A 20,842-nucleotide genomic window follows, 5' to 3' on the forward strand; every position below is an offset into this window, starting at 1 on the left:
AATTCCTTATCGGTTCGGCTAGCTTAGTTGGCGCGGCGGCGCAGGGCGGCCAGGCCGGCCAGGCCCAGCAGCAGCAGGGGGGCGGAGCCTGGCAGCGGCAGTTCCACATCGAGGTCGTCAATGGCGAACTGGGCGGCGAATGGCGCCCAGTCGGCCGTGTTGAAGCAGCCGCCATTGCCGTCGAACAGGCAGGCGCTGATGTTCAAGTCGCTCAGTTTCAGGGCCGCGAAATCGTTGTCCAGCACCCAGGTGGAAAATTGGAAGTGGCCGTCATTGTCCTGGTTGGCAAAATCGGCGCTGCGGGTGACGACGGTGCCGTCGGCGGTGGTGGCTTTCAGGACCAGTTGGCCGTAGAAGCCGTCGTCCGCCCCACCCAGCGGGGTGAAGTAGGAAAAGCGCAGGGAACGCAGGGAGTAGGTGCTGCCCAGGCGCTGCACATTGATGGAGCCGTCATTGGTGCCGCCATAGAAATTGCCGATGCCGCCGCTCGGGCAATCATTGATCGCGCCGCAGCTGTTCGGGTTAGCGCTATCGAGCATAACGCCGGCCGCGCCGTCGGTATAGCCGAGCGCCAGCAGGGCCGCCGACATATTGGTGCTGAAGGTCAGGCCGCCGTCCTGGAATTTTTCGCCGTGGTTGTAGGCGGTGAGCGGGCTGGAATCGAAGGTGGCGAGGCTGGCGTGGGCCGGGGCCGAGAGCAGTGCGACGGCGCCGAGCAGCGTGCCGCAGGCCAGGGTTTTAAGGCGAGTGATGTGGCGATGCATGATGCGTTCCCTTACTTTTTTGTGGTCGAAAACGGCTTCCCTGTCTTGTACAGGTTGCAACAAATATAGCAATGGTCGCGCTTCACGATGCAAATAATTCAATGATATTTATTTAATTTTATGGCGATGAAAACAAATTTAGTTCGGAAATACCTATGACAATAGTGTCGAAAGAATATGTATTTACTTGTGAAAAATTCGCGACACTTTTGATAACAATCCAATTGAACATTGCGGCGGGCGCCGCGGGCGCGCGCGCACTGCAGAAAAAATTGTCGAAACCTAAAGCTGCGTGGTAGCCTTTGCCGTTCTTTCAATGGGGGAGGTGGTACGGAATGTTTGCAGCGCGGATTCACGACAAGTCCAGCAGGGGGTTCACGTTGCTGGAACTGCTGGTGGTGATCGTTATCATCGGCTTGCTGGCGGCATACGTTGGCCCGAAATACTTCTCCCAACTGGGCAAATCGGAAGTCACCGTCGCCAAGGCGCAGATCGAGGCCTTCGAGAAGGCGCTCGACACCTATCGCCTGGACGTGGGCCGCTACCCGAGCACGGAAGAGGGCCTGGGCGCGCTGCTGGCCGCGCCACCTAGCGCCGGCGCCAAATGGAACGGCCCTTACCTGAAAAAAGGCGTGCCGCCCGATCCGTGGGGCCGCGTGTACCAGTACAAGGCGCCCGGCGCCAAGGCGGAGTTCGAAATCACCTCCCTCGGCAAGGATGGCCAGGCCGGCGGCGAGGGTGAGAACGCCGATATCAGCTCGCAGTAAAGCAGCACAGCCGCCCCATGCAATTCGATGTCCGCACCCTGTCGCCGGAAATGGTGATCGGCCAACTGGTGATCGATGGCCGCGACGAGGCCGACGCGCGCCGCCAGGTGGAGGCGCGCGGCCTGTTCGTCAGCGCCATCGCGCCGCGCCGCGCCGGCCTGCGTGCGGGCAAGGCCAAGGCGCTTTCGCTGGTGCTGTTCAGCCAGGAGCTGCTGGCGCTGCTCAACGCGGGCCTGGGGGTGGTGGAGGCGCTGGAGGCGCTGCTGGAAAAAGAGGCGGCGCCGGCCACGCGCGGCGTGCTGGAACGCTTGCTGGCCGGCCTGCGCGAGGGCCAGCGTTTTTCCACCGTGCTGGGCGAGCAGCCGCAATTATTCCCGCCGCTGTACGTGGGCATCGTCAAGGCGGCGGAAGGCACCAGCGATTTGCCGCGTTCGCTCGAGCGCTTCATCGATTACCAGCAGCGGGTCGACCTGGTGCGCACCAAACTGGTCAGCGCGGCCATCTATCCCTGCATCCTGCTGCTGGTGGGCGGCGGCGTGTCGCTGTTCCTGATCGGCTACGTGGTGCCGCGCTTCGCCGAGGTGTACCAGGGCGCCGGGCGCAACCTGCCGTGGATGTCGCAGGTGATGCTGGCCTGGGGCCAGTTCGCGGCGGCGCACACCACGCCGCTGCTGGCCGGCATCGGCGCGGCGATCGGCGGCGCGCTGCTGGGTGTGCGGCGCCTGGTGCGCAGCGGCGCCATGGCGCGTTTGCTGGGGCGCTTGCCGGGCGTGGGCGAACGGGTGCGCATCTACGAGTTGTCGCGCCTGTACCTGACCTTGGGCATGCTGAGCGAAGGCGGCATCACGATCTTGAATGCGATCGATACCGTGCAGGGCATGGTGTCGGTCAATGTGCAGCAAGGCCTGCAAGGCGCGCGCGCCATGATCGAGGCGGGCTTGCCGCTGTCGGCGGCGTTCGAGGCCAACGGCCTGACCACGCCGATTTCGCTGCGCATGCTGCGCGTGGGCGAGCGCACCGGCGAAATGGGCGCCATGCTGACGCAGTCGGCGGCGTTCTACGACGGCGAAATCAGCCGCTGGATCGACCGCTTCACGCGCACTTTCGAACCGCTGCTGATGGCGGGCATCGGCCTGGTGGTGGGCGCCATCGTGGTGCTGCTGTATATGCCGATCTTTGACCTGGCCGGGGAGATGTCATGAACGTACCGGTGCTCGACGCCGCCATGCTGGCCAAGGCGCGCGCGCAATGCCTGCAATCGAAGCGCAGCCTGGTGGAGGAGCTGGAGCAGCTGACCGGCATCGAACCGCGCGTGGCGGTGCGCGCGCTGGCCTTGCCGTTCGGGCTGGCGGTGCTGGAAACGGCGGACATGCTGGCCTTCGCGCCGGCCTTCGACCTGCTGCCGCTGTCGCAGGCGATGGCGCGCCATTGCGTGCTGCTGCGCTCCCACGACGGGGCGGCGGTGGGCGTGATCGCCGACCCGTTCGACCTGGATTTGCAAACCTGGCTGGCGACGCAGGCGCGCTGCACGGCGGCGGCGCCGCTGCAATTGCGCCTGGCGCTGCAGGCCGATATCCAGGCTTATTTGTCGAAGCAGGAGGAGTCGGCGCGCGCGGTGGACAGCCTGGTGGCGGGCGGCGAGGGCGCGCGGCGCGACGGCAAGACGGCGGCGGTGCTGTCGTTCGCCTCGGTCTCGGAAGGCGCCTCGCCGGCGGTGCGGCTGGTGAACTCGACGCTGTACGACGCGCTCAAGGCGGGCGCGTCGGACATCCACCTGGAGTCGACCGCCGGCGGCCTGGCCGTGAAATACCGGGTGGACGGGGTGCTGGACCATGCGACGGCGGTCAACGGCGTCGACGTGGCGGAGCAGATCATCTCGCGCCTGAAGGTGCTGGCCGAGCTCGATATCGCCGAACGCCGCGTGCCGCAGGACGGCTCCTTCCGGGTCGAATCGATGGGGCGCGAGATCGATTTGCGGGTGTCGATCATGCCTTCGATCCACGGCGAGGACGCGGTGATCCGTATCCTGGACAAGCGCGCCATGATCGAGTCGTACGGCGCGCTGACGCTGGAGGCGCTGGGCTTTGACGCGCCGTCGCTGTCGACCCTGCGCGCGCTGGCGCAGGAGGCCTACGGCATGCTGCTGGTGACCGGACCGACCGGCTCCGGCAAGACCACCACGCTGTACGCGGCGCTGACCGAAATCCACAACGGGCGCGAGAAAATCATCACCATCGAGGATCCGGTGGAGTACCAGCTGCCGGGCATCCTGCAGATCCCGGTCAACGAAAAGAAGGGCCTGACCTTCGCCAAGGGCTTGCGTTCGATCCTGCGCCACGACCCGGACAAAATCATGGTGGGCGAGATCCGCGACCGCGAAACGGCGGAAATCGCGGTGCAGTCGGCGCTGACCGGCCACCTGGTGCTGACCACGGTGCACGCCAATAACGTGTTCGACGTGTTCGGCCGCTTTACCCATATGGGGATCGACCCCTACGCCTTTGTCTCGGCGCTGAACGGCATCTGGGCGCAGCGCCTGGTGCGCATCAATTGCCCGCATTGCGCGCTGGAGGTGACGCCGTCGGACGAGGAGCTGGCCAGCGTCGGCCTGGCGCGCGCCGACGCCTATGAATTCCGCTTCAAGGAAGGCAAGGGCTGCGGCGACTGCCGCGGCACCGGCTACAAAGGGCGCCGTTCGATCGCGGAAATCCTGACCCTGAACGACGAGATCCGCGAACTGATCGTGGAAAAGAAACCAATCCGCCAGGTCAAGGCGGCGGCTTACGCCAACGGCACGCGCAGCCTGCGCCATGCGGCGCTGGAACTGGTGCGGCGCGGCGATACCACGCTGGCGGAAATCAAGCGGGTGACCTTGCATGCTTAAGAATTTCACACAGTCGCTGCGCATCGAGGTCGCGCCGCAAGCCCTGCGCCTGCTGCGCGCGCCGCGCTGGGGCAAGGCCGCGCCGGCGCTGCTGGCCGAGCAGGCGCTGGCCGCAGCGCCGGACGCGCTGGCGGCGGCGCTGCCGGGCGCGCTCGACGCGCTGCTGTCCGGGCAGCAGGCGCGCGGCCTGGCCGCCAGCTTCGTGCTGGCCGACGAGCTGGTGCGCATGTGGCAGGTGGTGCCGCCGCTGCAGGCGGCGCGCCTGGCCGACCTGGAAGCGGCCGCCGCGCTGCGCTTCCACACCCTGTACGGCGAAGCGCCCGCCGCCTGGCAGATGAGCGCCGACTGGAATGCTGCGGCGCCCTTCATGGCGGCCGCCGTGCCGCGCGCGCTGCAGGCGGCCATCGAGTCGAGCGCGGCGCGCCACGCGCTGGCCGTCATCGCCGTTGTGCCGCATTTTGTCGCGGCCTGGAACCGCCATGCGCGCGCGCTGAAGCGCGACGCCTGGTTCGGCGTGGCGCATGGGAATGTGCTGGCGCTGGCCGCCTGCGAAGGCGGGCAGTTGCGCGCCTTGCGCCACATCGCCATCCCGCACGGCGCCGACCATTACTGGCTGACGCAAACCGCGCAGCGTGAAGCGCTGCTGCTGGGCCTGCAGGCGCCGGCCCTGATCCAGCTGAGCGGCGAGGTGCCGCCGGCGCTGGCCAAGCCGGCCGGCCACGACAAGCATATCGCCACCGCCGCCCTGGGAGCCGCCGCATGAAGCCGATGCAGCTTGATTTTGCGCGCCCGGGCTGGCGCCGCGCCTTGTACCGCGTGCATCCGGCCGCCATCGTGGCCGCCCTGGCGGGCGGCGCCCTGCTGCTGGCCGGGGCCAGCGTCGGCCTGCAGGCCTCGCAGCAGCAGGCCGCGCGCGAGGAAGCCCTGCGCGCCCAGCAGCGCAAGCAGGCGGCCGCCGTGCGCGCACCGCTGCGCCAGCCGGAGAGCGCCATCCCGGAGGCGCAGGCGGTCGCGGTCAATGCCGCCGTGCTGCAACTGAACCTGCCATGGCGCCAGCTGCAGGACGCGGTGGCCGCCGCCAACACGCCGGCGGTGGCCTTGCTGGCGCTCGATCCGGACCCGCGCAAGCAGGCGCTGAAGCTCACCGCCGAGGCAAAGAATGCGGACGATATGGTGGCTTACATCGCGCAGTTGAAACAGCAGGAGTTCTTCCGCGGCGCGGTCTTGCTGCGCCATGAAACCAACGAGCAGGACCCGAACCGCCCGCTGCGGTTCCAGGTGGAAGTGCAATGGAGGGCGCCATGAACGTCGCCGCCGTGCTGCTGCGTTTGCGCCTGGCCGCCATGCGCCTTGGACCGGCGGCCTGCATCGCCCTTGGCTTGCTGCTGGCCGGCGCGCTGGCGCTGGCATGGTCGCTCAAGGCGCGCCAGCTGGCCAATGCGCCGTTGCCGCCGGCGCCGCCGCAATTGGTGCAGGCCGCGCCGCCGCCGACCGCCAATGAGAACCTGGCCCTGTTCTACGCCACCCTGGGCGAGAAGCGCCACGCCGAGCAGCAGGTCAGGCAATTGTTCGATATCGCCGCCAAGACCGGGCTGACGCTGGAGCAGGGCGACTACAAATTGAGCGCGGACAAGGCCAGCGGCGTGGCGTCCTACCAGGTCACCTTGCCGGTGAAGGGCGCTTACCACAATATCTGGCAATTCAGCCTGCAGGCGCTGGCGGCGATTCCTTTTGCGGCGCTGGATGATATCGCCTTCCGCCGCGAGACGGTGAGCGAGCCGGTGGTGGAGGCGCGGGTGCGCTTTACCCTGTATATGAAGGAGCAGCCATGAAGCCGCGCCATATGCTGATGGGCGCGGCCCTGGCCGGGGCGGCGGCGCTGGTGCTGTTCGGCGACCGCACGCCCAATGCAACCGTGGCCGAGGCGGTGGAGCGCAAGCCGGCGCGCAGCGCGCAGGCCACGCCGGCAGCGGCGGCGCCGGCGCGCGCGGCCACGCCGGCAGGCGGGCAACCGGCCTCCGGCCCGGCCGCCATCTTGCGCCTGGTGCCGCGCGATGAGCTGATTGGCGCCGTGGGCGAGGGCTCGTTCAAGAGCAAGGACGGGGTGTTCGGCGGCCAGTCATGGAACCCGCCACCGCCGCCGCCCCCGCCCGAGAACCGCAATCAGGCCGCGCCGCCGCCGAGCGCGCCGCCGCTGCCGTTCCAGTTCCTGGGCAAGGCGGCCGCCGACGGCCAGTGGGAAGTCTACCTGGGGCGCGGCGAGCAAACCTATGTGGTGCGCAAGGGCACGCAGATCGACGGCGCCTACCGCGTCGATAACATCGCCCCGCCCACCCTGACGATTACCTACCTGCCCATGAACCAGGCGCAGCAGCTACATATTGGAGTGATTGAGTGAAGCCAACCCTGAGAACGCTGACCCTGTCCGTGCTGGCGCTGGCGCTGTCCGGCTGCGCCGGCGAAATGGCCTACCGCGAAGGCCGCAGCCTGGCCGAGAAGGACCAGGTGGAGGCGAGCCTGCTGAAATTCCAGGAGGCGATCAAGCAAGAGCCGGGCAATCCGACCTACCGCGCCGCCTTCTACGAAGCGCGCGACCGCAACAGCATCCGCCTGCTGGAGCAGGCCGACCGCCTGATCGGCGAAGGCAAGTATGAGCTGGCGGCGCAGAACTTCCAGCGTGTGCTGGTGCTGAACCCGCAGAATGAGCGCGCCCGCGCCGGCATGCGCGCGCTGGAAATGGCGGACCGCCACGAGAAGCTGCTGGCGCAGGCCGGCCTGCACCTGGAGCAGAAAGAACTGGAGGCGGCGAAAGCGCGCGTCAGCACCGTGCTGTCGGAGAAGCCCGACCATGCGCGCGGGCGCGCTTTGCTGCGCGCGATCAACGAGCAGGTGCCGCCGGCGCCGGTGGAGACCGGCTTGTCCAAGGCGTACAAGACGCCGATCACGATCGAGTTCCGCGAGGCGCCGTTGAAGCAGGTGTTCGACATCATCTCGCGCCGCTCGGGCCTGAACTTCATTTTCGACAAGGATGTGAAGAGCGACGCGCGCACCACCATCATGCTGAAGAACAGCACGGTGGAGTCGGCAGTCTACTTCCTGCTGATGACGAACCAGCTGGAACAGCAGGTCATGGATGGCAACACGATCCTGATCTACCCGAATACGGCGGCCAAGCTGAAGGAATACCAGGAGACGGTGGTGCGCACCTTCTACCTGTCCAACGCGGAAGCCAAGAGCGTGGCCAACACGCTCAAGACCATCCTCAAATCGCGCGACGTGGTGGCCGACGAGAAGCTCAACCTGGTGATCCTGCGCGACAGCGCCGATGCGGTGAAGCTGGCCGAGAAGATCATCGCCATGCAGGACCAGCCGGAGCCGGAAGTCATGCTGGACGTGGAGATCCTGGAGATCAAGCGCAGCCGCCTGCTGGAGCTGGGCATCGACTGGCCGAACCAGGTTGGGCTGTCGGTGCTGAATGCCGACAAGAAGGGCACGCCGCTGACCTTGCGCGACCTGGATTTCATCAACCGCAACTACATCGGCGTGTCGGCGCTGGGCGCCAACATCAACCTGAAGAAGACCGACGGCGACACCAACCTGCTGGCCAGCCCGCGCATCCGCGTGCGCAACAAGGAGAAGGCCAAGGTCGTGATCGGCGAGAAGGTGCCGGTGATTACCACCACCGTGTCGCCGGGCACGCAGGGCTTTGCCTACGAGTCGGTGAGCTATGTCGATGTCGGCCTGACGCTGAACGCGGAACCGACCATTTACCTGAATAACGAGGTCGGCATCCGTATCGCGCTGGAAGTATCGAACCTGATCCAGCAGATCACGACCAAGACCGGCACCACGGCGTACCAGATCGGCACGCGCCAGGCCTCCACCTTCCTGCAACTGAAGGACGGCGAGAACCAGGTGCTGGCGGGCTTGATCAACAACGAGGAGCGCAGCACGGCGGACCGCGTGCCGGGGTTGGGCGACATCCCGATCCTGGGCCGCCTGTTTGGCTCGCAATCGGACGACAAGCAAAAGACCGAGATCGTGCTGTCGATTACGCCGCACCTGGTGCGCAACCTGCAGCGGCCGGAGTCTTCGGCTGCCGAGTTCTCGGCCGGCACGGAGGCCAACTTCCGCCGCCGTCCGGATGTGACGCCGCGCCAGCCGGTCGTGCTGCCGGGCGCCCGTCCCGCTGCCGGCAGCGTCGCGCCGCAGCCGGCAGCCACGCCGATGGCCGTGCCGACGCCGGGCAGCCTGGCTGCGCCGCAGAACGTGCCGCTGTCCGACACTCAGCCCGGCCCGGCCAGCAGCGTCACCGCGCCGCAGCCGGCCCCGGCGCCAGCGCCATCCCCGGCCAACACCGTGCAGCCGCCCGCCAGCACGGAGCGCAAGGACTAAGCGATGCGCGCGCGCGGCTTCACGCTGATTGAACTGCTGGTGACGCTGGCCATCCTCGGCCTGCTCGCCATGCTGGCGATCCCGGTCGGCCAGACCGTGGTCCAGCGCCGCAACGAACAGGAGCTGCGCCGCTCGCTGCACGAAATCCGCAAGGCGCTGGACGACTACAAGGTCGCCTACGACGAGGGCCGCATCGCCAAATCGATCACCGGCAACGGCTACCCGCGCAAGCTGGAAGTGCTGGTGGAAGGCGTGGTCGACCTGCGCAGCCCCAAGCGCGCCAAGATCTTCTTCCTGCGCCGCATTCCGCGCGACCCGTTCAACAACGAGAGCGGCGCCAGCGGCGCCGAGACCTGGGGCAAGCGCAGCTACGCCAGTGAGGCCGACGACCCGCGCGAGGGCGAGGATGTGTATGACGTGTATTCGACTTCGGAGCAGGTGGGCCTGAACGGCGTGCCGTACAAGAAATGGTGAACAAAAGAGGCTTCACGCTGATCGAGCTGCTGGTGGTGCTGGGCATTATCGCCTTGCTGCTGACGCTCGCAGTCCCGCGCTACTTCCCGAGCGTGGACAAGACCAAGGAAACCATCCTGGCCGATAACCTGCGCAGCACGCGCGCCATTATCGACCAGTTCTACGGCGACACCGGCCGCTACCCGGACAGCCTGGAGCAGCTGGTGGAGAAAAAATACCTGCGCGCGGTGCCGATCGACCCGATCACGGAAAAGAGCGACAGCTGGACCATCGTCGCGCCGGATGATGTGGCCAAGGGCAATGTGGCGGATATCAAGAGTGGAGCGCCCGGCAATGACCGCAGCGGCAGGCCCTATTCGGAATGGTAAGCAGGCAGGCTTCACCTACGCCAGCGTCATCATCCTGGTGATGGTGATCGGCCTGGTGGGGGCGACCTCGCTGCGCCTGGGGACGACCTTGCAGCGCGCGCTGGCCGAACAGGCCCTGCTCGATATCGGCATTGAATACAGCAACGCGCTGGCCAGTTACGCCGCCGCCACGCCGGACGGCCAGCCCAACTATCCGAACTCGTTCCAGGAGCTGCTGAAAGACCCGCGCTCGCCGCAGCTCAAGCGCCATCTACGGCGCGTCTATGTCGACCCGATGACCGGCAAGGCGGAGTGGGGCGTCGTGAAGGCCAATGAAAACGGCGGCATCCTGGCCATCTACAGCCTGTCGAAAGCGGCCCCGATCAAGATCTCCAACTTCCCGCCGCGCTTCGCGGCGTTCGACGGCAAGTCCAGCCTGAGCGAATGGAAGTTCAGCGGGGAGGGCGTGCAGGTGGCCGGCGGCAAAGGCGGCGAGCCGATGCCAGGCCAGGCAGCGCGGCCCGGGACGGGCATGCCGCCTGCCACGCCGCCGGGCACACCGACCGGCACGCCAAGCGGCACACCGCAAGAGCCGCCCAAGCCGGTCGAGCCGGAACCGGAGCCGCCGCAAGAGCCGCCCCAGGAGCCGCCCCAGGAGCCGCAGCAGCCGCCCGAAGCAGCGGCCGACCCGCAGCAGGAAACCGCGCCCGAACCAGCGCGCGAGCAACCGGCGACGCCGCCTGCGCGCCGTTAAGCGCGGCCCGCTTACTTGGCGCGGCGTTTGAAGTCGCGCACGCGGAAGCCGAGTGCGAACAGGGTGCCAAAGTAGATCACCACGCAGCCGCCGATCACCAGGAACAACGCGCCCGCGCGCAGCAGCACCTGGCCGCGCATGCCGAGCCAGTCGAACTGCTGCGCGCCGAACCAGCCCGCAGCGCCCATCAAGCCCACCGCCACCACCAGCTTGCCGAAGAACTTCAGCCAGCCCGGCTGCGGCGTGTAAATACCCTTCTTGCGCAGGCCGCGATAGAGCAGGGCGGCATTCAGCAGCGCCGCCACGCTGATCGACAGCGCCAGGCCAGCCACCGCGAAGGCCGGCACGAAGGCCAGGTTCATCAACTGCGTGGCAACCAGCACAAAGAGGCCGATGCGCACCGGCGTGCGCACATCCTGGCGCGCATAGAAGGCCGGCGTCAGCGACTTCACCAGGATGATGCCCAGCAGGCCGACCGCGTAAGCAATCAAAGGCTGCGCCGTCATCTGCGCGGCGAAGTCGGTGAATTTACCGTTGTGGAACAGGGTCGCCACCAGTGGCAGCGACAGCACGGCCAGGCCGACGGCCGCCGGCAACGCCAGCAGGAAGGTCAGGCGCAAGCCCCAGTCCAGCAGGGCCGAGTACTCGGTGTGATCCTGCTCCTGGCTGGCCTTGGACAGGCTGGGCAGCAGGATGGTGCCGAGCGCCACGCCCAGCAAGGCATTCGGGAACTCCATCAGGCGGTCGGCGCCGGTCAGCCAGGACACGCTGCCCTCCTGCAGCCAGGAGGCGTAGGTGGTGTTGATCATCAGGCTGATTTGCGCAACGGAGACGGCGAACAGCGCCGGCACCATATTCTTCAGCATGCGGCGCACGCCGGGATCGGCCAGGCCATGGCGCGGGTTCCAGGACAGGCGCGGCAGCATGCCGATCCTGACCAGGGACGGCACCTGCAGCGCCACCTGCAGCACGCCGCCCAGCACCACCGCAATGGCCATGGCGTACACCGGCTGCTTGAGGTGGGGCGCCAGGAACAGGGCGCAGCCGATAAAGGAGACGTTCAGCAGCACCGGCGTGAAGGCCGGGATCTTGAACTGGCGCCAGGTATTCAAGATGCCGCTGGAGAGCGCGACGAAGGACATGCAGGCGATGTAAGGGAACATCAGGCGCGTCATCCAGACGGCGGCGTCGAAGGAATTCTTCTCCAGGCCCGAACCAAGCAGGAAGACAAACACCGGAGCGCCTATAATACCGACTGCGCTGGTGAGCAGGGTGGCCCAGACCAGCACCGTGGCCACATGGTCGATCAGGGTGCGGGTCGCTTCTTCGCCCTGTTTGGATTTGTATTCTGCCAACATTGGCACAAAAGCTTGCGAAAAAGCCCCTTCGGCGAACAGGCGCCGCAGCAGGTTGGGGATGCGGAAGGCTATATAGAAGGCATCCGTCATGCCCCCGGCGCCGAAGGCGCGGAAGAAAAGGATGTCGCGCAGGAGACCCGTAATACGGGACAGCATTGTCATGCTGGAAATGGCAGCCAGGGTTTTGAGCAAGTTCATGGGGGCTGATTATATTTTGAATTGCCCTGGCAGCAAAACCCCGTTATAATCTAAGGCTGTACAGAATTCAGTAAGGCAGGCAACGACGTTCAGCCGGCTCTGAAAACACCGCACCGGTTTGGCAAACGCTATTGTTTGCAAACGAACTTTGACAACGAATTAGGATTCTCAAATGGCAAATACCGCACAAGCGCGCAAACGCGCTCGCCAAGCAGTTAAGCAAAACGCTCACAACTCCGCTCAGCGTTCGACCCTGCGTACCGCTATCAAAGCTGTTCGCAAGGCTATCCAGGCTGGCGACAAAGCTGCTGCTACCACCATCTTCCAAGCTTCCGTGTCGACCATCGACTCGATCGCTGACAAGAAAATCATCCACAAGAACAAGGCTGCTCGTCACAAGAGCCGTCTGGCAGCTGCCCTGAAGGCACTGTCCGCTTAAGTTCGTGTGCTGGCGGCATTAGCCGCCAAACAGGTGTACCGAAATAACCCGCATGGCATTGCGCCATAGCGGGTTTTTCGCTTTCTACTTACTTCATCGAAGCGGCGGCCGAAGCAGCGGAGGCGGCGGATGCAGCTGCGGACGCTGCGGCAGAAGCGGCTTTTTTGGCTTTCTTGGCCGATTTGTCGGCGGCCGATGCGGCTGATGCGGCGGAGGCAGCTGCCGATGCGGCCGGTGCGGCGGAGGCGGCCGACGCCGCGGCGGATGCCGAGGCCGAGCCCTTCATATGATGGTCGGCAGCAAAAGCGGAGAGGGAGAGCAGGGAGGCAAGCAGCGCGACAGTAGTCTTAGACATGACGGACTCCTTTTATAGTGAAGGCAGGTTCTGGATGAACCTGCTTCATAAACGCTGTCGCGCCCGCCTGGGTTGACTTAAGCCGGGCGCAGGTCGTCCGGCGACACTTCCATCCACTCGCCCGGCAGCAAGGGATGGCTGGCCAGGGAAATGCCGCCGATGGCCGAGCGCACCAGGCGCAGGGTCGGGTGGCCGATGGCGGCAGTCATGCGCCGCACCTGGCGGTTTTTGCCCTCTTGCAGGGTGATCGCCAGCCAGGAGGTGGGCTGCTCGGCGCGCTGGCGGATCGGCGGGTTGCGCGGCCAGATCCACGCGGGATCGGCAATGCGCACGGCCGTGCAGGGCAGGGTGGTGAAGTCGCCCAGGTTGAGCGGCGCCTGCAGGCGCGCCAGGGCGGCGGCGTCGGGCACGCCTTCCACCTGCACCAGGTAGATCTTGGCTTCCTTGCGGTCGGGGTGGGCGATTTTGTGCTGCAGCTTGCCGTCGTCGGTCATCAGCATCAAGCCCTCGCTGTCGTAGTCGAGGCGGCCGGCCGGGTAGATGTTCGGCACCTTCACGTAATCGGCCAGCGTCTCCTTATCTCCCGAGGGGGAAAACTGGCACAATACCTGGAAAGGTTTATTAAAAAGTATCAGTGGCATAGGCTGGATTGTATAGCGCCCAGTAAAATACTGGTGCATAATGTGGAACGCTTGTGTCTTATGTCTTATAGAAGACTGCCCAATTCCTTCTTCGGAGAACACGATGTACCAACATATCAAAGTACCTGCCGACGGCCAGAAAATCACCGTCAATGCCGACTTTTCCCTGAACGTGCCAGACACCCCGATCATCCCTTTCCTGGAAGGCGATGGTACCGGCGTTGATATTACCCCGGTGATGATCAAGGTGGTGGATGCGGCAGTGGCCAAGGCTTACGGCGGCAAGCGCAAGATCAGCTGGATGGAGATTTTTGCGGGCGAGAAGTCGACCAAGGTGTACGGCCCGGACGTGTGGCTGCCGGAAGAAACCCTGCAGGTGCTGCGCGACTATGTGGTCTCGATCAAGGGCCCGCTGACCACCCCGGTCGGCGGCGGCATCCGTTCCCTGAACGTGGCCCTGCGCCAGGAGCTGGACCTGTACGTCTGCCTGCGCCCGGTGCGCTACTTCAAGGGCGTGCCTTCACCAGTGCGCGAGCCGGAGAAGACCGATATGGTCATCTTCCGCGAGAACTCGGAAGACATCTACGCCGGTATCGAGTACCAGCAAGGCACCGAAGGCGTGAAGAAACTGATCGACTTCCTGACCAAGGAAATGGGCGTGAAGAAGATCCGCTTCCCTGAGACCTCGGGTATCGGCATCAAGCCGGTATCGATCGAAGGCACTGAGCGCCTGGTGCGCAAGGCGATCCAGTACGCGATCGATAACGACAAGCCATCCGTGACCATTGTCCACAAGGGCAATATCATGAAGTACACCGAAGGGGGCTTCCGTGACTGGGCCTACGCGCTGGCGCAGAAAGAGTTTGGCGCGGAGCTGATCGACGGCGGCCCATGGTGCAAGTTCAAGAATCCCAAGACCGGCCGCGAGATCACCGTCAAGGATTCCATCGCCGACGCCTTCCTGCAGCAGATCCTGCTGCGCCCGGCGGAATACTCGGTGATCGCCACCCTGAACCTGAACGGCGACTACATCTCGGACGCGCTGGCGGCGCAAGTGGGCGGCATCGGCATTGCGCCGGGCGCCAACCTGTCCGACTCCGTGGCCATGTTCGAAGCGACCCACGGCACCGCACCGAAGTACGCAGGCAAGGACTATGTGAACCCGGGTTCGCTGATTCTGTCGGCCGAAATGATGCTGCGCCATATGGGCTGGACCGAGGCGGCGGACCTGATCATCTCCGCCATGGAGAAGGCCATCACCTCGAAGCGCGTGACCTACGATTTCGCCCGCCTGATGGAAGGCGCGACCCAGGTGTCGTGCTCCGGTTTCGGCGATGTGATGATCGAGCAGATGTAAGATTCGCGCCCTCCGCGCAAGCAAGCCCCGCCATCCGAAAGGAGGCGGGGTTTTTATTTTGTGTAGCGCTCCTGAGTCAGCTTGCGGATGATTTCTTTGGCGGCGTTGGCATTGGGGTAGTGCGGGTTGAGGGTGAGCGCTTGTTGATAGGCGAGCAGGGCCTTATCGCCAGCTCCGGCACTGGCATAGAATTCGGCAAGCGTGTCGTGCAGGTTAGCGTCGCCGGGATGGACGGCAATGGCGGTCTGCAATAAAGGGATGGAATCGCCGCCGCCAGCTGCCACTGCATAGGCCAGGGAATTCAGCGATGTCGAGCTGGCGTTGCCTGCCGGAGCGATGGCGATTGCTTTGCGCCACGCGTCTTCCCCAAGTGCTTGCTTGCCGGTCAGGATGGCGATTGTGCCGTACAGGGTTTGTGCGGCATCAGTGTCGCCATAATGTTCAACTGCCAGTTGTGCAGCTTGCAGTGCGCCTGCCTGCTGGCCGCGCGCGAGCAGGCGGAAGGCGGCTTCGCGCAGTTGCGCAGTGTGGTCGGGGTAGGCTTGCGCACTACGGTATGACTGCATGGCGCGGCGAAGTGCCTGAATGGCGGCCGTTGTATCGAGCGAGCGCGGTGTGGCACTCCGCGTGCGTTGCCAATCAGCGTGCAAAGCCAGCACCGCATCCTCGTATGCTGGCGTGAAGCGCTGCTCCGGCGGGATGGTGGCGTCGCGGCGGTAAAGCGAAATATAGTCATGTAAGAAGGCGATTGCACCGGCGTTGGAATAGCTGTCCAGCCGGGCGCCGCTGCGCGCCAGTGCTTGCGCCATGGCGCTGCCGGCGATGCGAAACTGCGTCGCACTTGGTGCGCCAGCTGGTGCCTGGGTGTATGCGCGCTCGTTGATCGCGGCGAAAGCCGCATCGATTACCGTGCGGTCGACGGCCAAGGGCGCGCGGCCAGCCTCGGCATGGCTGCGGCCTTCGTTGTACAAGCCTTGCATTGTTTCGTAATAGGGCCGATAGGCAGGCTGGCGGATGTGGACTGCCAACTGCCAGGCCTCGCCGGTGACTGCTTCGAACAGGCGCCGTGCAAACGCGGTAAGGTCGATACGCTGGAGATTGGCCGCCACTGCGATGCTCAGTCCCCGCGACGGGAAGACAAACAGGTGGGTCGAGGTCTCCGGCTGCACGCCATCGTGGGAGATGACAAACTTGCCGTCGAGCGGGCGCACTTCCCAGCCCATGCCGTAGCCTGTCGATTGCCCGTTTTTTGTGGTCATCGATGTCGTCATCATCACCACGCTGGCTGGCGACAGCAGGCGTCCCGCGCTGACGCCCTGTCCAAAGCGCAGCATGTCTGGAACGCTGGAGCGTGTGCCGCCGGCGGAAAAGCGGCTGCTGATGTCGATGAATTCGGCGTGCTTTAACCGGCCGTCCAGCAACTGGTAGCCGCGCACGCGATGTGGGATCAGGTCGAGCGGGTTATCCATGCGGGTGGCTGTCATGCCGAGCGGCGCCCACACGGATGCGCGCATATAGTCAGCGTAAGACTGGCCAGAGGCGCCTTCGATCACCGCCCCGAGCAGGTTGTAGCCATAGCTGGTGTAGCGGTAGCGCGTGCCTGGCTCCGCAACCAGGTCGAAGTCCTGGAATACGGCGATCGATTGACGCGTGTCTTTGTGCTCCTTGAAGTGTTGCTCCGCCTGCGGGTTGACATAGGCATTGATGCCGCCAAGATGGCCTAGTAGCTGGCGCACCGTTACGGGATAGGGCTTGCGCGGGAAGTAGGGCACATAGGCCTGCACTTCTGCGTCGAGGTCGACCTTGCCTTGCTCTGCGAGGCGCAGAATGGCGACGGCTGTCATGGGTTTGGTGACGGAAGCCAGGCGGTAGCTGGAGTCGGCGCGCGCTGGCACCTTGTTTTCCAGGTCGGCATAGCCATAGCCCTTGGCCCAGGTGACGCCGTCGCGAGAATAGCCGATAGACAGCCCGGGGATTTTACGCGCTGCCATTTCGGCGTTGACGAAACGGTCGAACCCGGGTCCGGGAGGCGTGGGGTGCGCGGCAAGTGCGGGCAGGGACAGGGCGGCGAGCAGGAGCAGCAAATTGGATGGGAGGCGCATGGTGACATCATATGCCGCGCCGGTGCGGCAGGGCGGCTCAAAAGCGTGAACTGCACTGCGAGGGCGCCAATTGCACTGCCAGGCAAAAATAGTTCGTTACAATGCGTCGCATGAAACGACCATTCCTTTTGTGCTGCTTGCTGGTGTTGATGCCGCTCCAGGCTGCCGGTGCCATAGTGCTGGAAAGTCTGCGATTTGAGGAAGTCGGCGTGCCGTTTGCAGATTGCGGCCGCGTGCAGGCGCGAGGCGGATTACCGTTCTCCTTCGAGCAACTGCGCGCACAGAAGACTTATTGCCTGCGTGCCGGATTCACGGTTGCGCGCCAGCCCGGACAGCCGCAGCGCCTGGGGTTGTCGATTCTGGCGGCCAGCGAAATTTACCTGGATGGTGTACGGGTGGGTGTCAACGGGGTACCGGCGGATTCAGCCCCGGCCGAGCGGCAAGGGCTGGTCGATTACCACGTGACGCTGGCGCCGGGCCAACTCGCGGCAGGCCGGCACGAACTGGTGCTGAAGCTCTCGACATGGCACGGCAGTGACAGGATTCGCCATCAGTTTTACCAGCTAGCGATGGAAGATGCTGCGCCTGGTGCGGCGGGAACCATCCTGCCATTGATGTTGGCCGGAGCGCTGGCGCTGATGGCGCTGCTGTTCCTGGCCCTGTTGCTGCGCTACCAGCGCAACGCCCGGTGGGGCGTATTCAGTGCACTGTGTGCGGCGGCCAGTGTGCTCTTGGTGGTGGAGGCGTGGCGCGGGGTGACGGGATACGCCTATGGTCTTCACCTGGCGCGTTTACTGGCGGTCCAGCTACTGACGGCAGTGTTCGGATTGCTGTTGCCGCTTTATTTCCTGGTGGCTTACCAGTTGCGGCGCAAAATGCTGGCAATGGGTGGGCTGGCGCTGGTCATGGCGGGTATTGCCAGCAGCGGCATACCGTTCGATGCCATGGCTGCGCTTACCTTCAGTGTTGCCTTGTTAGCGAGCCTTGGCATCAACTTGCTGGCGTGGCGGCGCGGCCGTGGCGGCAGCGGTGCGGGTTTGGCCGTGGCGATCGGCGCGCTGGTGTTATGGCTGGTGCCGGGGGCGGGATTTTTCTCGGAAGCCGGGTTTGCCCTGGTAGTGTTCTTGCTGTTGTTTGCCATCCTTGGGCAGTTGCTGCGCCAGTTCATCCGCGACCGGGAGAAGGCGATGCTGGCGTCGCGCCTGGAGATCCAGTTGCTGCGCAAAAGCTTGCAACCGCATTTCCTGATGAATTCTTTAAGCCTGGTAGGGGAGTTGGTGCACCAGTCGCCGGCGCAGGCGGAGCAATTCATTGAGGCGCTGGGAAGCGAGTTCCGCATGTTGGGCGATTACGCGAGCCATGTCACGATCCCCTTGGTGCGGGAGCTGGAACTTTGCCACAACTACCTCGCCATCATGGGTATGCGCTTGCAGCGAAGCTGCGTGCTGCATGTACGCGGCGAGCCGGGGGCGCTGTGCTTGCCGCCGGCTGTTTTGCTGACCTGCCTGGAGAATGCATTTTCACATAACCGTTATCGGGATGATCTGGCTTTCGACTTCAGCATCGAATGCGGGGAGGGACATGCCACGTTGGCGCTGGCCATGCCGCTGGCGGATGGTCGCAAACACCAGGGAAGCGGTACCGGCGCCACGTATATCCTTCATAGCTTGCGCGAAGCGTTCGCGGGGATGGCGAGTTTCCATAGCGGCCCACGCGATGGCATGTGGCGCGCTACGTTCAGGGTGCCGGCATGAGGGTGTTGGTTGTCGAGGACGAGCCTTTGATCGCACAGCGCCTGGCGCGCGAGGTGCGGGCCTTTTTTGGGGCCCGCTTGCAGGATTTGTCCATGGGCGATGATGTTGACGAAGTGTTGGGAACGCTGCGCGCTGGCGAGGTCGACTTACTGCTGCTTGATCTCAATTTACATGGGGATGACGGGTTCCGCTTGCTGCAGCTTGTTGGGGAGGGGGCTTTCCGCACCATTATCGTTTCGGCGCATGCTGAACAGGCGGTGCGGGCATTCGATTTCGGCGTGCTGGATTTTGTCGCCAAGCCGTTCAGCCAGTTGCGCTTGCAGCAGGCATTCCAGCGCTTTGCCGATAGTGCTGGCCAGGCGCGGGCGCGCTCGCTGCTGGTGAAGAAGATGGGAGGGATTGAATTGCTGCCCGTAGATAAGATCTGCCATGTTCGCGCGGATGGGCACTACTCGCAGGTGCGGATGTGTGACGGCAGCTGCCATTTCCATGACAGCTCGCTTGACCGGCTGCTGGAGGCCCTGCCGCCGCATTTCCTGCGTGTGCATCGGTCTTATGCGGTGAATTTGCAGCACTTTTCGCGGCTGCAGATTGAAGCTGGCGGCAAGTATTCGATCGACACGCATTTCGCCAGTGGTATTCCGGTTTCACGGAGTTTGTATCCGGTCGTGCGAAATGCGCTGACGAACCTCTGAGGTAGCGCAAACTTGCAGCATTCGGGCGGGCGGACAATCAGACGTCCATGTCCGTTCCGGGAGGCCTCTATGTCGCAGAGCTTGCTTGACGATCAATCGTGCAGGTCGGAAGATGGGGAAGGAGTCCCGCTTCAAGCACTGGAGAAGAAGGTGGATGCCTTGAGTTACGAGTTGTCATTGTTGCGCCAGCATATGGACAGTGGCTTTGCCCTTGTGCGTGCCGACACTGCGACGCGTTTTGCCGAGCAGGACTTGGCCATCGCCAAGCGCTTTGCCGAGCAAGATCTGGCGATCGCGGAACGCTTTGCGAAACAAGACTTAGCCATCGCGGAACGCTTTGCCGAGATGGAGCGGCGCCAGCAAGCCAATATGCAAGCGCTGGCCAACCAGCTTCAAGCGCAAATGGTTGAAATGGACAAGCGGCAGGAGGCGCGCCAGGTCGAAATGTCGCGCCGACAGGATGCTTTCAGCCGCTGGATGGTAGGCTTGACGATGGCCGTGGTCGTCCTTGTGGCCCACATGGCCAGCCGCCTTTTTTAAGCCTGGTGCCGGTAGCGCAGGCAATCCAGTAGCCGGCCGGCGACGCGGGCCTGGTAAGGGGAGGGGCCTGCGAGGGTAAATCCGGCGCGCTCCAGGACGCGAGTGGAGGCAGCGTTGGCGACTGTCACATGAGCGTCGAGTCCAGTTAGCTGCCACTGGCCGTAAGCGAGTTCCATCAGGTGGCGCAATGCCACGCTGGCCAGGCCCCGGCCGCAGGCGTCTGCAGCAATACGATACCCGACTTCAGCACGGTGGGTGGCCGGGTTGATATCTTTCAGGTTGCAGCGACCAAGGATGGCGCCGTCGTCAGCGACCAACAAACATGGATGCATGCTGCCAGCCGCATGGCGGTCGAGGTAGTCGTCGACATGGGCGGCAACCCCGGCCAGGCTATAGAAGTCCGGTGAGCGCGCGTCCACGTGCGACTCGAACCAGGTGCGATTGGCGTGCTCGAACGCCAGGAGTGCCGGGACATCGGTTGGGCGGATAGTGCGGATTAGCATGACGAAATCGGCATAATGCGGGTATGATCGGGGCGAAAAAAAACCCCGCGGGGCGGGGCTTTTCGTTGTCCGAGGCCAGGGATTAGCTGGACTGGATGTTGGAAGCTTGCTTGCCTTTAGGGCCTTGCGTGACTTCGAACTGAACTTTTTGACCTTCTTTCAGGGTCTTGAAGCCGTTCATGTTAATAGCGGAGAAGTGTGCGAACAAATCCTCACCGCCATCATCAGGAGTGATGAAGCCAAAACCTTTGGAGTCATTGAACCACTTAACGGTACCAGTTGCCATTTTAAAAAAACTTTCAATAAAAACGAATCACACGAGCCATAAAAGCAAGAAGCTTCCTGCCCCCTCCTCGACAACTCACTTCTTACCAACACATGTACATATCTGCACAAAGTCGATATCGCATTGTTGGCGGAACAATTTTTAATGTCAAGCGCTTTCACTAGCACACGGTGAGATTTTTGCAACAGCTATTTCGGCTGCACTTGATTTTGGCCAACTCTGCCGCCAT

General features: G+C 64.1%; 23 protein-coding genes. 16 read left to right on the plus strand and 7 right to left on the minus strand.

The genetic code is table 11. The features are described from left to right. Positions 1-23: 23 nt before the first annotated feature. A complete protein-coding gene (locus tag GTP41_RS23375; RefSeq protein WP_161028000.1) occupies positions 24-764 on the minus strand; it encodes an NF038120 family PEP-CTERM protein in 741 nt (246 codons plus the stop codon). 335 nt (positions 765-1,099) lie between these two features. Here GTP41_RS23375 and gspG point away from each other — a divergent pair, with 335 nt between their 5' ends. The 11 genes from gspG to GTP41_RS23430 are packed head-to-tail and all read left to right on the plus strand — an operon-like array spanning position 1,100 to position 10,385. Beyond that, complete coding sequence (gene gspG, locus GTP41_RS23380) at positions 1,100-1,531, plus strand: type II secretion system major pseudopilin GspG (protein WP_161028001.1); 432 nt, start codon at positions 1,100-1,102, stop codon at positions 1,529-1,531. Positions 1,532-1,548: 17 nt separating this feature from the next. Beyond that, positions 1,549-2,733 (plus strand): type II secretion system F family protein, encoded by a 1,185-nt coding sequence (locus GTP41_RS23385; RefSeq protein ID WP_161028002.1) that lies wholly within the window; start codon positions 1,549-1,551, stop codon positions 2,731-2,733. After that, the gene (locus GTP41_RS23390; protein WP_161028003.1) at positions 2,730-4,415 is read left to right on the plus strand and encodes a GspE/PulE family protein; all 1,686 of its coding nucleotides are present in this window, start codon (positions 2,730-2,732) and stop codon (positions 4,413-4,415) included. The genes GTP41_RS23385 and GTP41_RS23390 overlap by 4 nt, the downstream gene beginning before the upstream one ends. Then, complete coding sequence (locus GTP41_RS23395; protein WP_161028004.1) at positions 4,408-5,178, plus strand: hypothetical protein; 771 nt, start codon at positions 4,408-4,410, stop codon at positions 5,176-5,178. The genes GTP41_RS23390 and GTP41_RS23395 overlap by 8 nt, the downstream gene beginning before the upstream one ends. Beyond that, positions 5,175-5,720, plus strand: a complete 546-nt coding sequence (locus GTP41_RS23400) for a hypothetical protein (protein ID WP_161028005.1) — start codon at positions 5,175-5,177, stop codon at positions 5,718-5,720. The genes GTP41_RS23395 and GTP41_RS23400 overlap by 4 nt, the downstream gene beginning before the upstream one ends. Next, on the plus strand, positions 5,717-6,247 hold the full coding sequence (locus GTP41_RS23405) for a hypothetical protein (protein WP_229503031.1): 531 nt from the start codon (positions 5,717-5,719) through the stop codon (positions 6,245-6,247). Before GTP41_RS23400 ends, GTP41_RS23405 begins: the two co-directional genes overlap by 4 nt. Continuing rightward, positions 6,244-6,813, plus strand: a complete 570-nt coding sequence (locus GTP41_RS23410) for a hypothetical protein (protein WP_161028007.1) — start codon at positions 6,244-6,246, stop codon at positions 6,811-6,813. Before GTP41_RS23405 ends, GTP41_RS23410 begins: the two co-directional genes overlap by 4 nt. Beyond that, positions 6,810-8,810, plus strand: coding sequence for a secretin GspD/PilQ domain-containing protein (locus GTP41_RS23415; protein WP_371867388.1), 2,001 nt, complete (start codon positions 6,810-6,812; stop codon positions 8,808-8,810). Before GTP41_RS23410 ends, GTP41_RS23415 begins: the two co-directional genes overlap by 4 nt. Positions 8,811-8,813: 3 nt before the next feature. Continuing rightward, complete coding sequence (locus GTP41_RS23420; RefSeq protein WP_161028008.1) at positions 8,814-9,284, plus strand: type II secretion system protein; 471 nt, start codon at positions 8,814-8,816, stop codon at positions 9,282-9,284. Continuing rightward, positions 9,278-9,652: a type II secretion system protein gene (locus GTP41_RS23425; RefSeq protein ID WP_161028009.1), complete on the plus strand. Its 375-nt coding sequence runs from the start codon at positions 9,278-9,280 to the stop codon at positions 9,650-9,652. The genes GTP41_RS23420 and GTP41_RS23425 overlap by 7 nt, the downstream gene beginning before the upstream one ends. After that, positions 9,618-10,385, plus strand: a complete 768-nt coding sequence (locus GTP41_RS23430; protein ID WP_229503032.1) for a type II secretion system protein — start codon at positions 9,618-9,620, stop codon at positions 10,383-10,385. The genes GTP41_RS23425 and GTP41_RS23430 overlap by 35 nt, the downstream gene beginning before the upstream one ends. A gap of 11 nt (positions 10,386-10,396) precedes the next feature. Here GTP41_RS23430 and murJ read toward each other — a convergent pair whose 3' ends face one another. Beyond that, complete coding sequence (gene murJ / locus GTP41_RS23435) at positions 10,397-11,941, minus strand: murein biosynthesis integral membrane protein MurJ (protein WP_161028010.1); 1,545 nt, start codon at positions 11,939-11,941, stop codon at positions 10,397-10,399. 172 nt (positions 11,942-12,113) lie between these two features. Between murJ and rpsT the strand changes: the two genes are divergently transcribed. Then, positions 12,114-12,380 (plus strand): 30S ribosomal protein S20, encoded by a 267-nt coding sequence (gene rpsT, locus GTP41_RS23440; RefSeq protein ID WP_055937377.1) that lies wholly within the window; start codon positions 12,114-12,116, stop codon positions 12,378-12,380. 88 nt (positions 12,381-12,468) lie between these two features. Here the strand turns inward: rpsT and GTP41_RS27215 are convergent, their stop codons facing one another. Further along, a complete protein-coding gene (locus tag GTP41_RS27215) occupies positions 12,469-12,735 on the minus strand; it encodes a hypothetical protein (protein WP_202419859.1) in 267 nt (88 codons plus the stop codon). Positions 12,736-12,812: 77 nt separating this feature from the next. After that, positions 12,813-13,376 carry a pseudouridine synthase gene (locus GTP41_RS23450; RefSeq protein ID WP_161028011.1) on the minus strand — a complete coding sequence of 188 codons (564 nt, stop codon included), beginning with the start codon at positions 13,374-13,376 and terminating at the stop codon, positions 12,813-12,815. 103 nt (positions 13,377-13,479) lie between these two features. Here GTP41_RS23450 and icd point away from each other — a divergent pair, with 103 nt between their 5' ends. After that, the gene (gene icd / locus GTP41_RS23455) at positions 13,480-14,733 is read left to right on the plus strand and encodes an NADP-dependent isocitrate dehydrogenase (protein WP_161028012.1); all 1,254 of its coding nucleotides are present in this window, start codon (positions 13,480-13,482) and stop codon (positions 14,731-14,733) included. Between the two features lie 53 nt (positions 14,734-14,786). On the opposite strand, the gene GTP41_RS23460 is transcribed toward icd, so the two are convergent. Beyond that, entirely contained in the window at positions 14,787-16,835 is a 2,049-nt protein-coding gene (locus tag GTP41_RS23460) for a serine hydrolase domain-containing protein (RefSeq protein WP_161028013.1), read from the minus strand. Between the two features lie 110 nt (positions 16,836-16,945). Here GTP41_RS23460 and GTP41_RS23465 point away from each other — a divergent pair, with 110 nt between their 5' ends. The 3 genes from GTP41_RS23465 to GTP41_RS23475 all read left to right on the plus strand — a co-directional run bounded on the left by GTP41_RS23465 (position 16,946) and on the right by GTP41_RS23475 (position 19,824). Then, the gene (locus GTP41_RS23465; protein WP_161028014.1) at positions 16,946-18,589 is read left to right on the plus strand and encodes a histidine kinase; all 1,644 of its coding nucleotides are present in this window, start codon (positions 16,946-16,948) and stop codon (positions 18,587-18,589) included. After that, complete coding sequence (locus tag GTP41_RS23470; protein ID WP_161028015.1) at positions 18,559-19,284, plus strand: LytR/AlgR family response regulator transcription factor; 726 nt, start codon at positions 18,559-18,561, stop codon at positions 19,282-19,284. The genes GTP41_RS23465 and GTP41_RS23470 overlap by 31 nt, the downstream gene beginning before the upstream one ends. A gap of 69 nt (positions 19,285-19,353) precedes the next feature. Further along, a complete protein-coding gene (locus GTP41_RS23475; protein ID WP_161028016.1) occupies positions 19,354-19,824 on the plus strand; it encodes a hypothetical protein in 471 nt (156 codons plus the stop codon). On the opposite strand, the gene GTP41_RS23480 is transcribed toward GTP41_RS23475, so the two are convergent. Together GTP41_RS23480 and cspE are read right to left on the minus strand one after the other, a co-directional pair. Beyond that, complete coding sequence (locus GTP41_RS23480) at positions 19,821-20,327, minus strand: GNAT family N-acetyltransferase (RefSeq protein WP_161028017.1); 507 nt, start codon at positions 20,325-20,327, stop codon at positions 19,821-19,823. The two genes, GTP41_RS23475 and GTP41_RS23480, sit on opposite strands and share 4 nt — an antisense overlap. 82 nt (positions 20,328-20,409) lie before the next feature. Beyond that, on the minus strand, positions 20,410-20,613 hold the full coding sequence (gene cspE / locus GTP41_RS23485; protein ID WP_055937397.1) for a transcription antiterminator/RNA stability regulator CspE: 204 nt from the start codon (positions 20,611-20,613) through the stop codon (positions 20,410-20,412). Positions 20,614-20,842: the final 229 nt, after the last annotated feature.

This window comes from Pseudoduganella guangdongensis, assembly GCF_009857475.1.
GTDB lineage: Bacteria > Pseudomonadota > Gammaproteobacteria > Burkholderiales > Burkholderiaceae_D > Rugamonas > Rugamonas guangdongensis.

Excerpts from the sequence above, each read along its gene's own strand:
- GTP41_RS23375 (WP_161028000.1), bottom strand. The coding sequence starts at position 764 with ATGCATCGCCACATCACTCGCCTTAAAACCCTGGCCTGCGGCACGCTG.
- gspG (WP_161028001.1), top strand. The coding sequence starts at position 1,100 with ATGTTTGCAGCGCGGATTCACGACAAGTCCAGCAGGGGGTTCACGTTG.
- GTP41_RS23385 (WP_161028002.1), top strand. The coding sequence starts at position 1,549 with ATGCAATTCGATGTCCGCACCCTGTCGCCGGAAATGGTGATCGGCCAA.
- GTP41_RS23390 (WP_161028003.1), top strand. The coding sequence starts at position 2,730 with ATGAACGTACCGGTGCTCGACGCCGCCATGCTGGCCAAGGCGCGCGCG.
- GTP41_RS23395 (WP_161028004.1), top strand. The coding sequence starts at position 4,408 with ATGCTTAAGAATTTCACACAGTCGCTGCGCATCGAGGTCGCGCCGCAA.
- GTP41_RS23400 (WP_161028005.1), top strand. The coding sequence starts at position 5,175 with ATGAAGCCGATGCAGCTTGATTTTGCGCGCCCGGGCTGGCGCCGCGCC.
- GTP41_RS23405 (WP_229503031.1), top strand. The coding sequence starts at position 5,717 with ATGAACGTCGCCGCCGTGCTGCTGCGTTTGCGCCTGGCCGCCATGCGC.
- GTP41_RS23410 (WP_161028007.1), top strand. The coding sequence starts at position 6,244 with ATGAAGCCGCGCCATATGCTGATGGGCGCGGCCCTGGCCGGGGCGGCG.
- GTP41_RS23420 (WP_161028008.1), top strand. The coding sequence starts at position 8,814 with ATGCGCGCGCGCGGCTTCACGCTGATTGAACTGCTGGTGACGCTGGCC.
- GTP41_RS23425 (WP_161028009.1), top strand. The coding sequence starts at position 9,278 with ATGGTGAACAAAAGAGGCTTCACGCTGATCGAGCTGCTGGTGGTGCTG.
- GTP41_RS23430 (WP_229503032.1), top strand. The coding sequence starts at position 9,618 with ATGACCGCAGCGGCAGGCCCTATTCGGAATGGTAAGCAGGCAGGCTTC.
- murJ (WP_161028010.1), bottom strand. The coding sequence starts at position 11,941 with ATGAACTTGCTCAAAACCCTGGCTGCCATTTCCAGCATGACAATGCTG.
- rpsT (WP_055937377.1), top strand. The coding sequence starts at position 12,114 with ATGGCAAATACCGCACAAGCGCGCAAACGCGCTCGCCAAGCAGTTAAG.
- GTP41_RS27215 (WP_202419859.1), bottom strand. The coding sequence starts at position 12,735 with ATGTCTAAGACTACTGTCGCGCTGCTTGCCTCCCTGCTCTCCCTCTCC.
- GTP41_RS23450 (WP_161028011.1), bottom strand. The coding sequence starts at position 13,376 with ATGCCACTGATACTTTTTAATAAACCTTTCCAGGTATTGTGCCAGTTT.
- icd (WP_161028012.1), top strand. The coding sequence starts at position 13,480 with ATGTACCAACATATCAAAGTACCTGCCGACGGCCAGAAAATCACCGTC.
- GTP41_RS23460 (WP_161028013.1), bottom strand. The coding sequence starts at position 16,835 with ATGCGCCTCCCATCCAATTTGCTGCTCCTGCTCGCCGCCCTGTCCCTG.
- GTP41_RS23465 (WP_161028014.1), top strand. The coding sequence starts at position 16,946 with ATGAAACGACCATTCCTTTTGTGCTGCTTGCTGGTGTTGATGCCGCTC.
- GTP41_RS23475 (WP_161028016.1), top strand. The coding sequence starts at position 19,354 with ATGTCGCAGAGCTTGCTTGACGATCAATCGTGCAGGTCGGAAGATGGG.
- GTP41_RS23480 (WP_161028017.1), bottom strand. The coding sequence starts at position 20,327 with ATGCTAATCCGCACTATCCGCCCAACCGATGTCCCGGCACTCCTGGCG.
- cspE (WP_055937397.1), bottom strand. The coding sequence starts at position 20,613 with ATGGCAACTGGTACCGTTAAGTGGTTCAATGACTCCAAAGGTTTTGGC.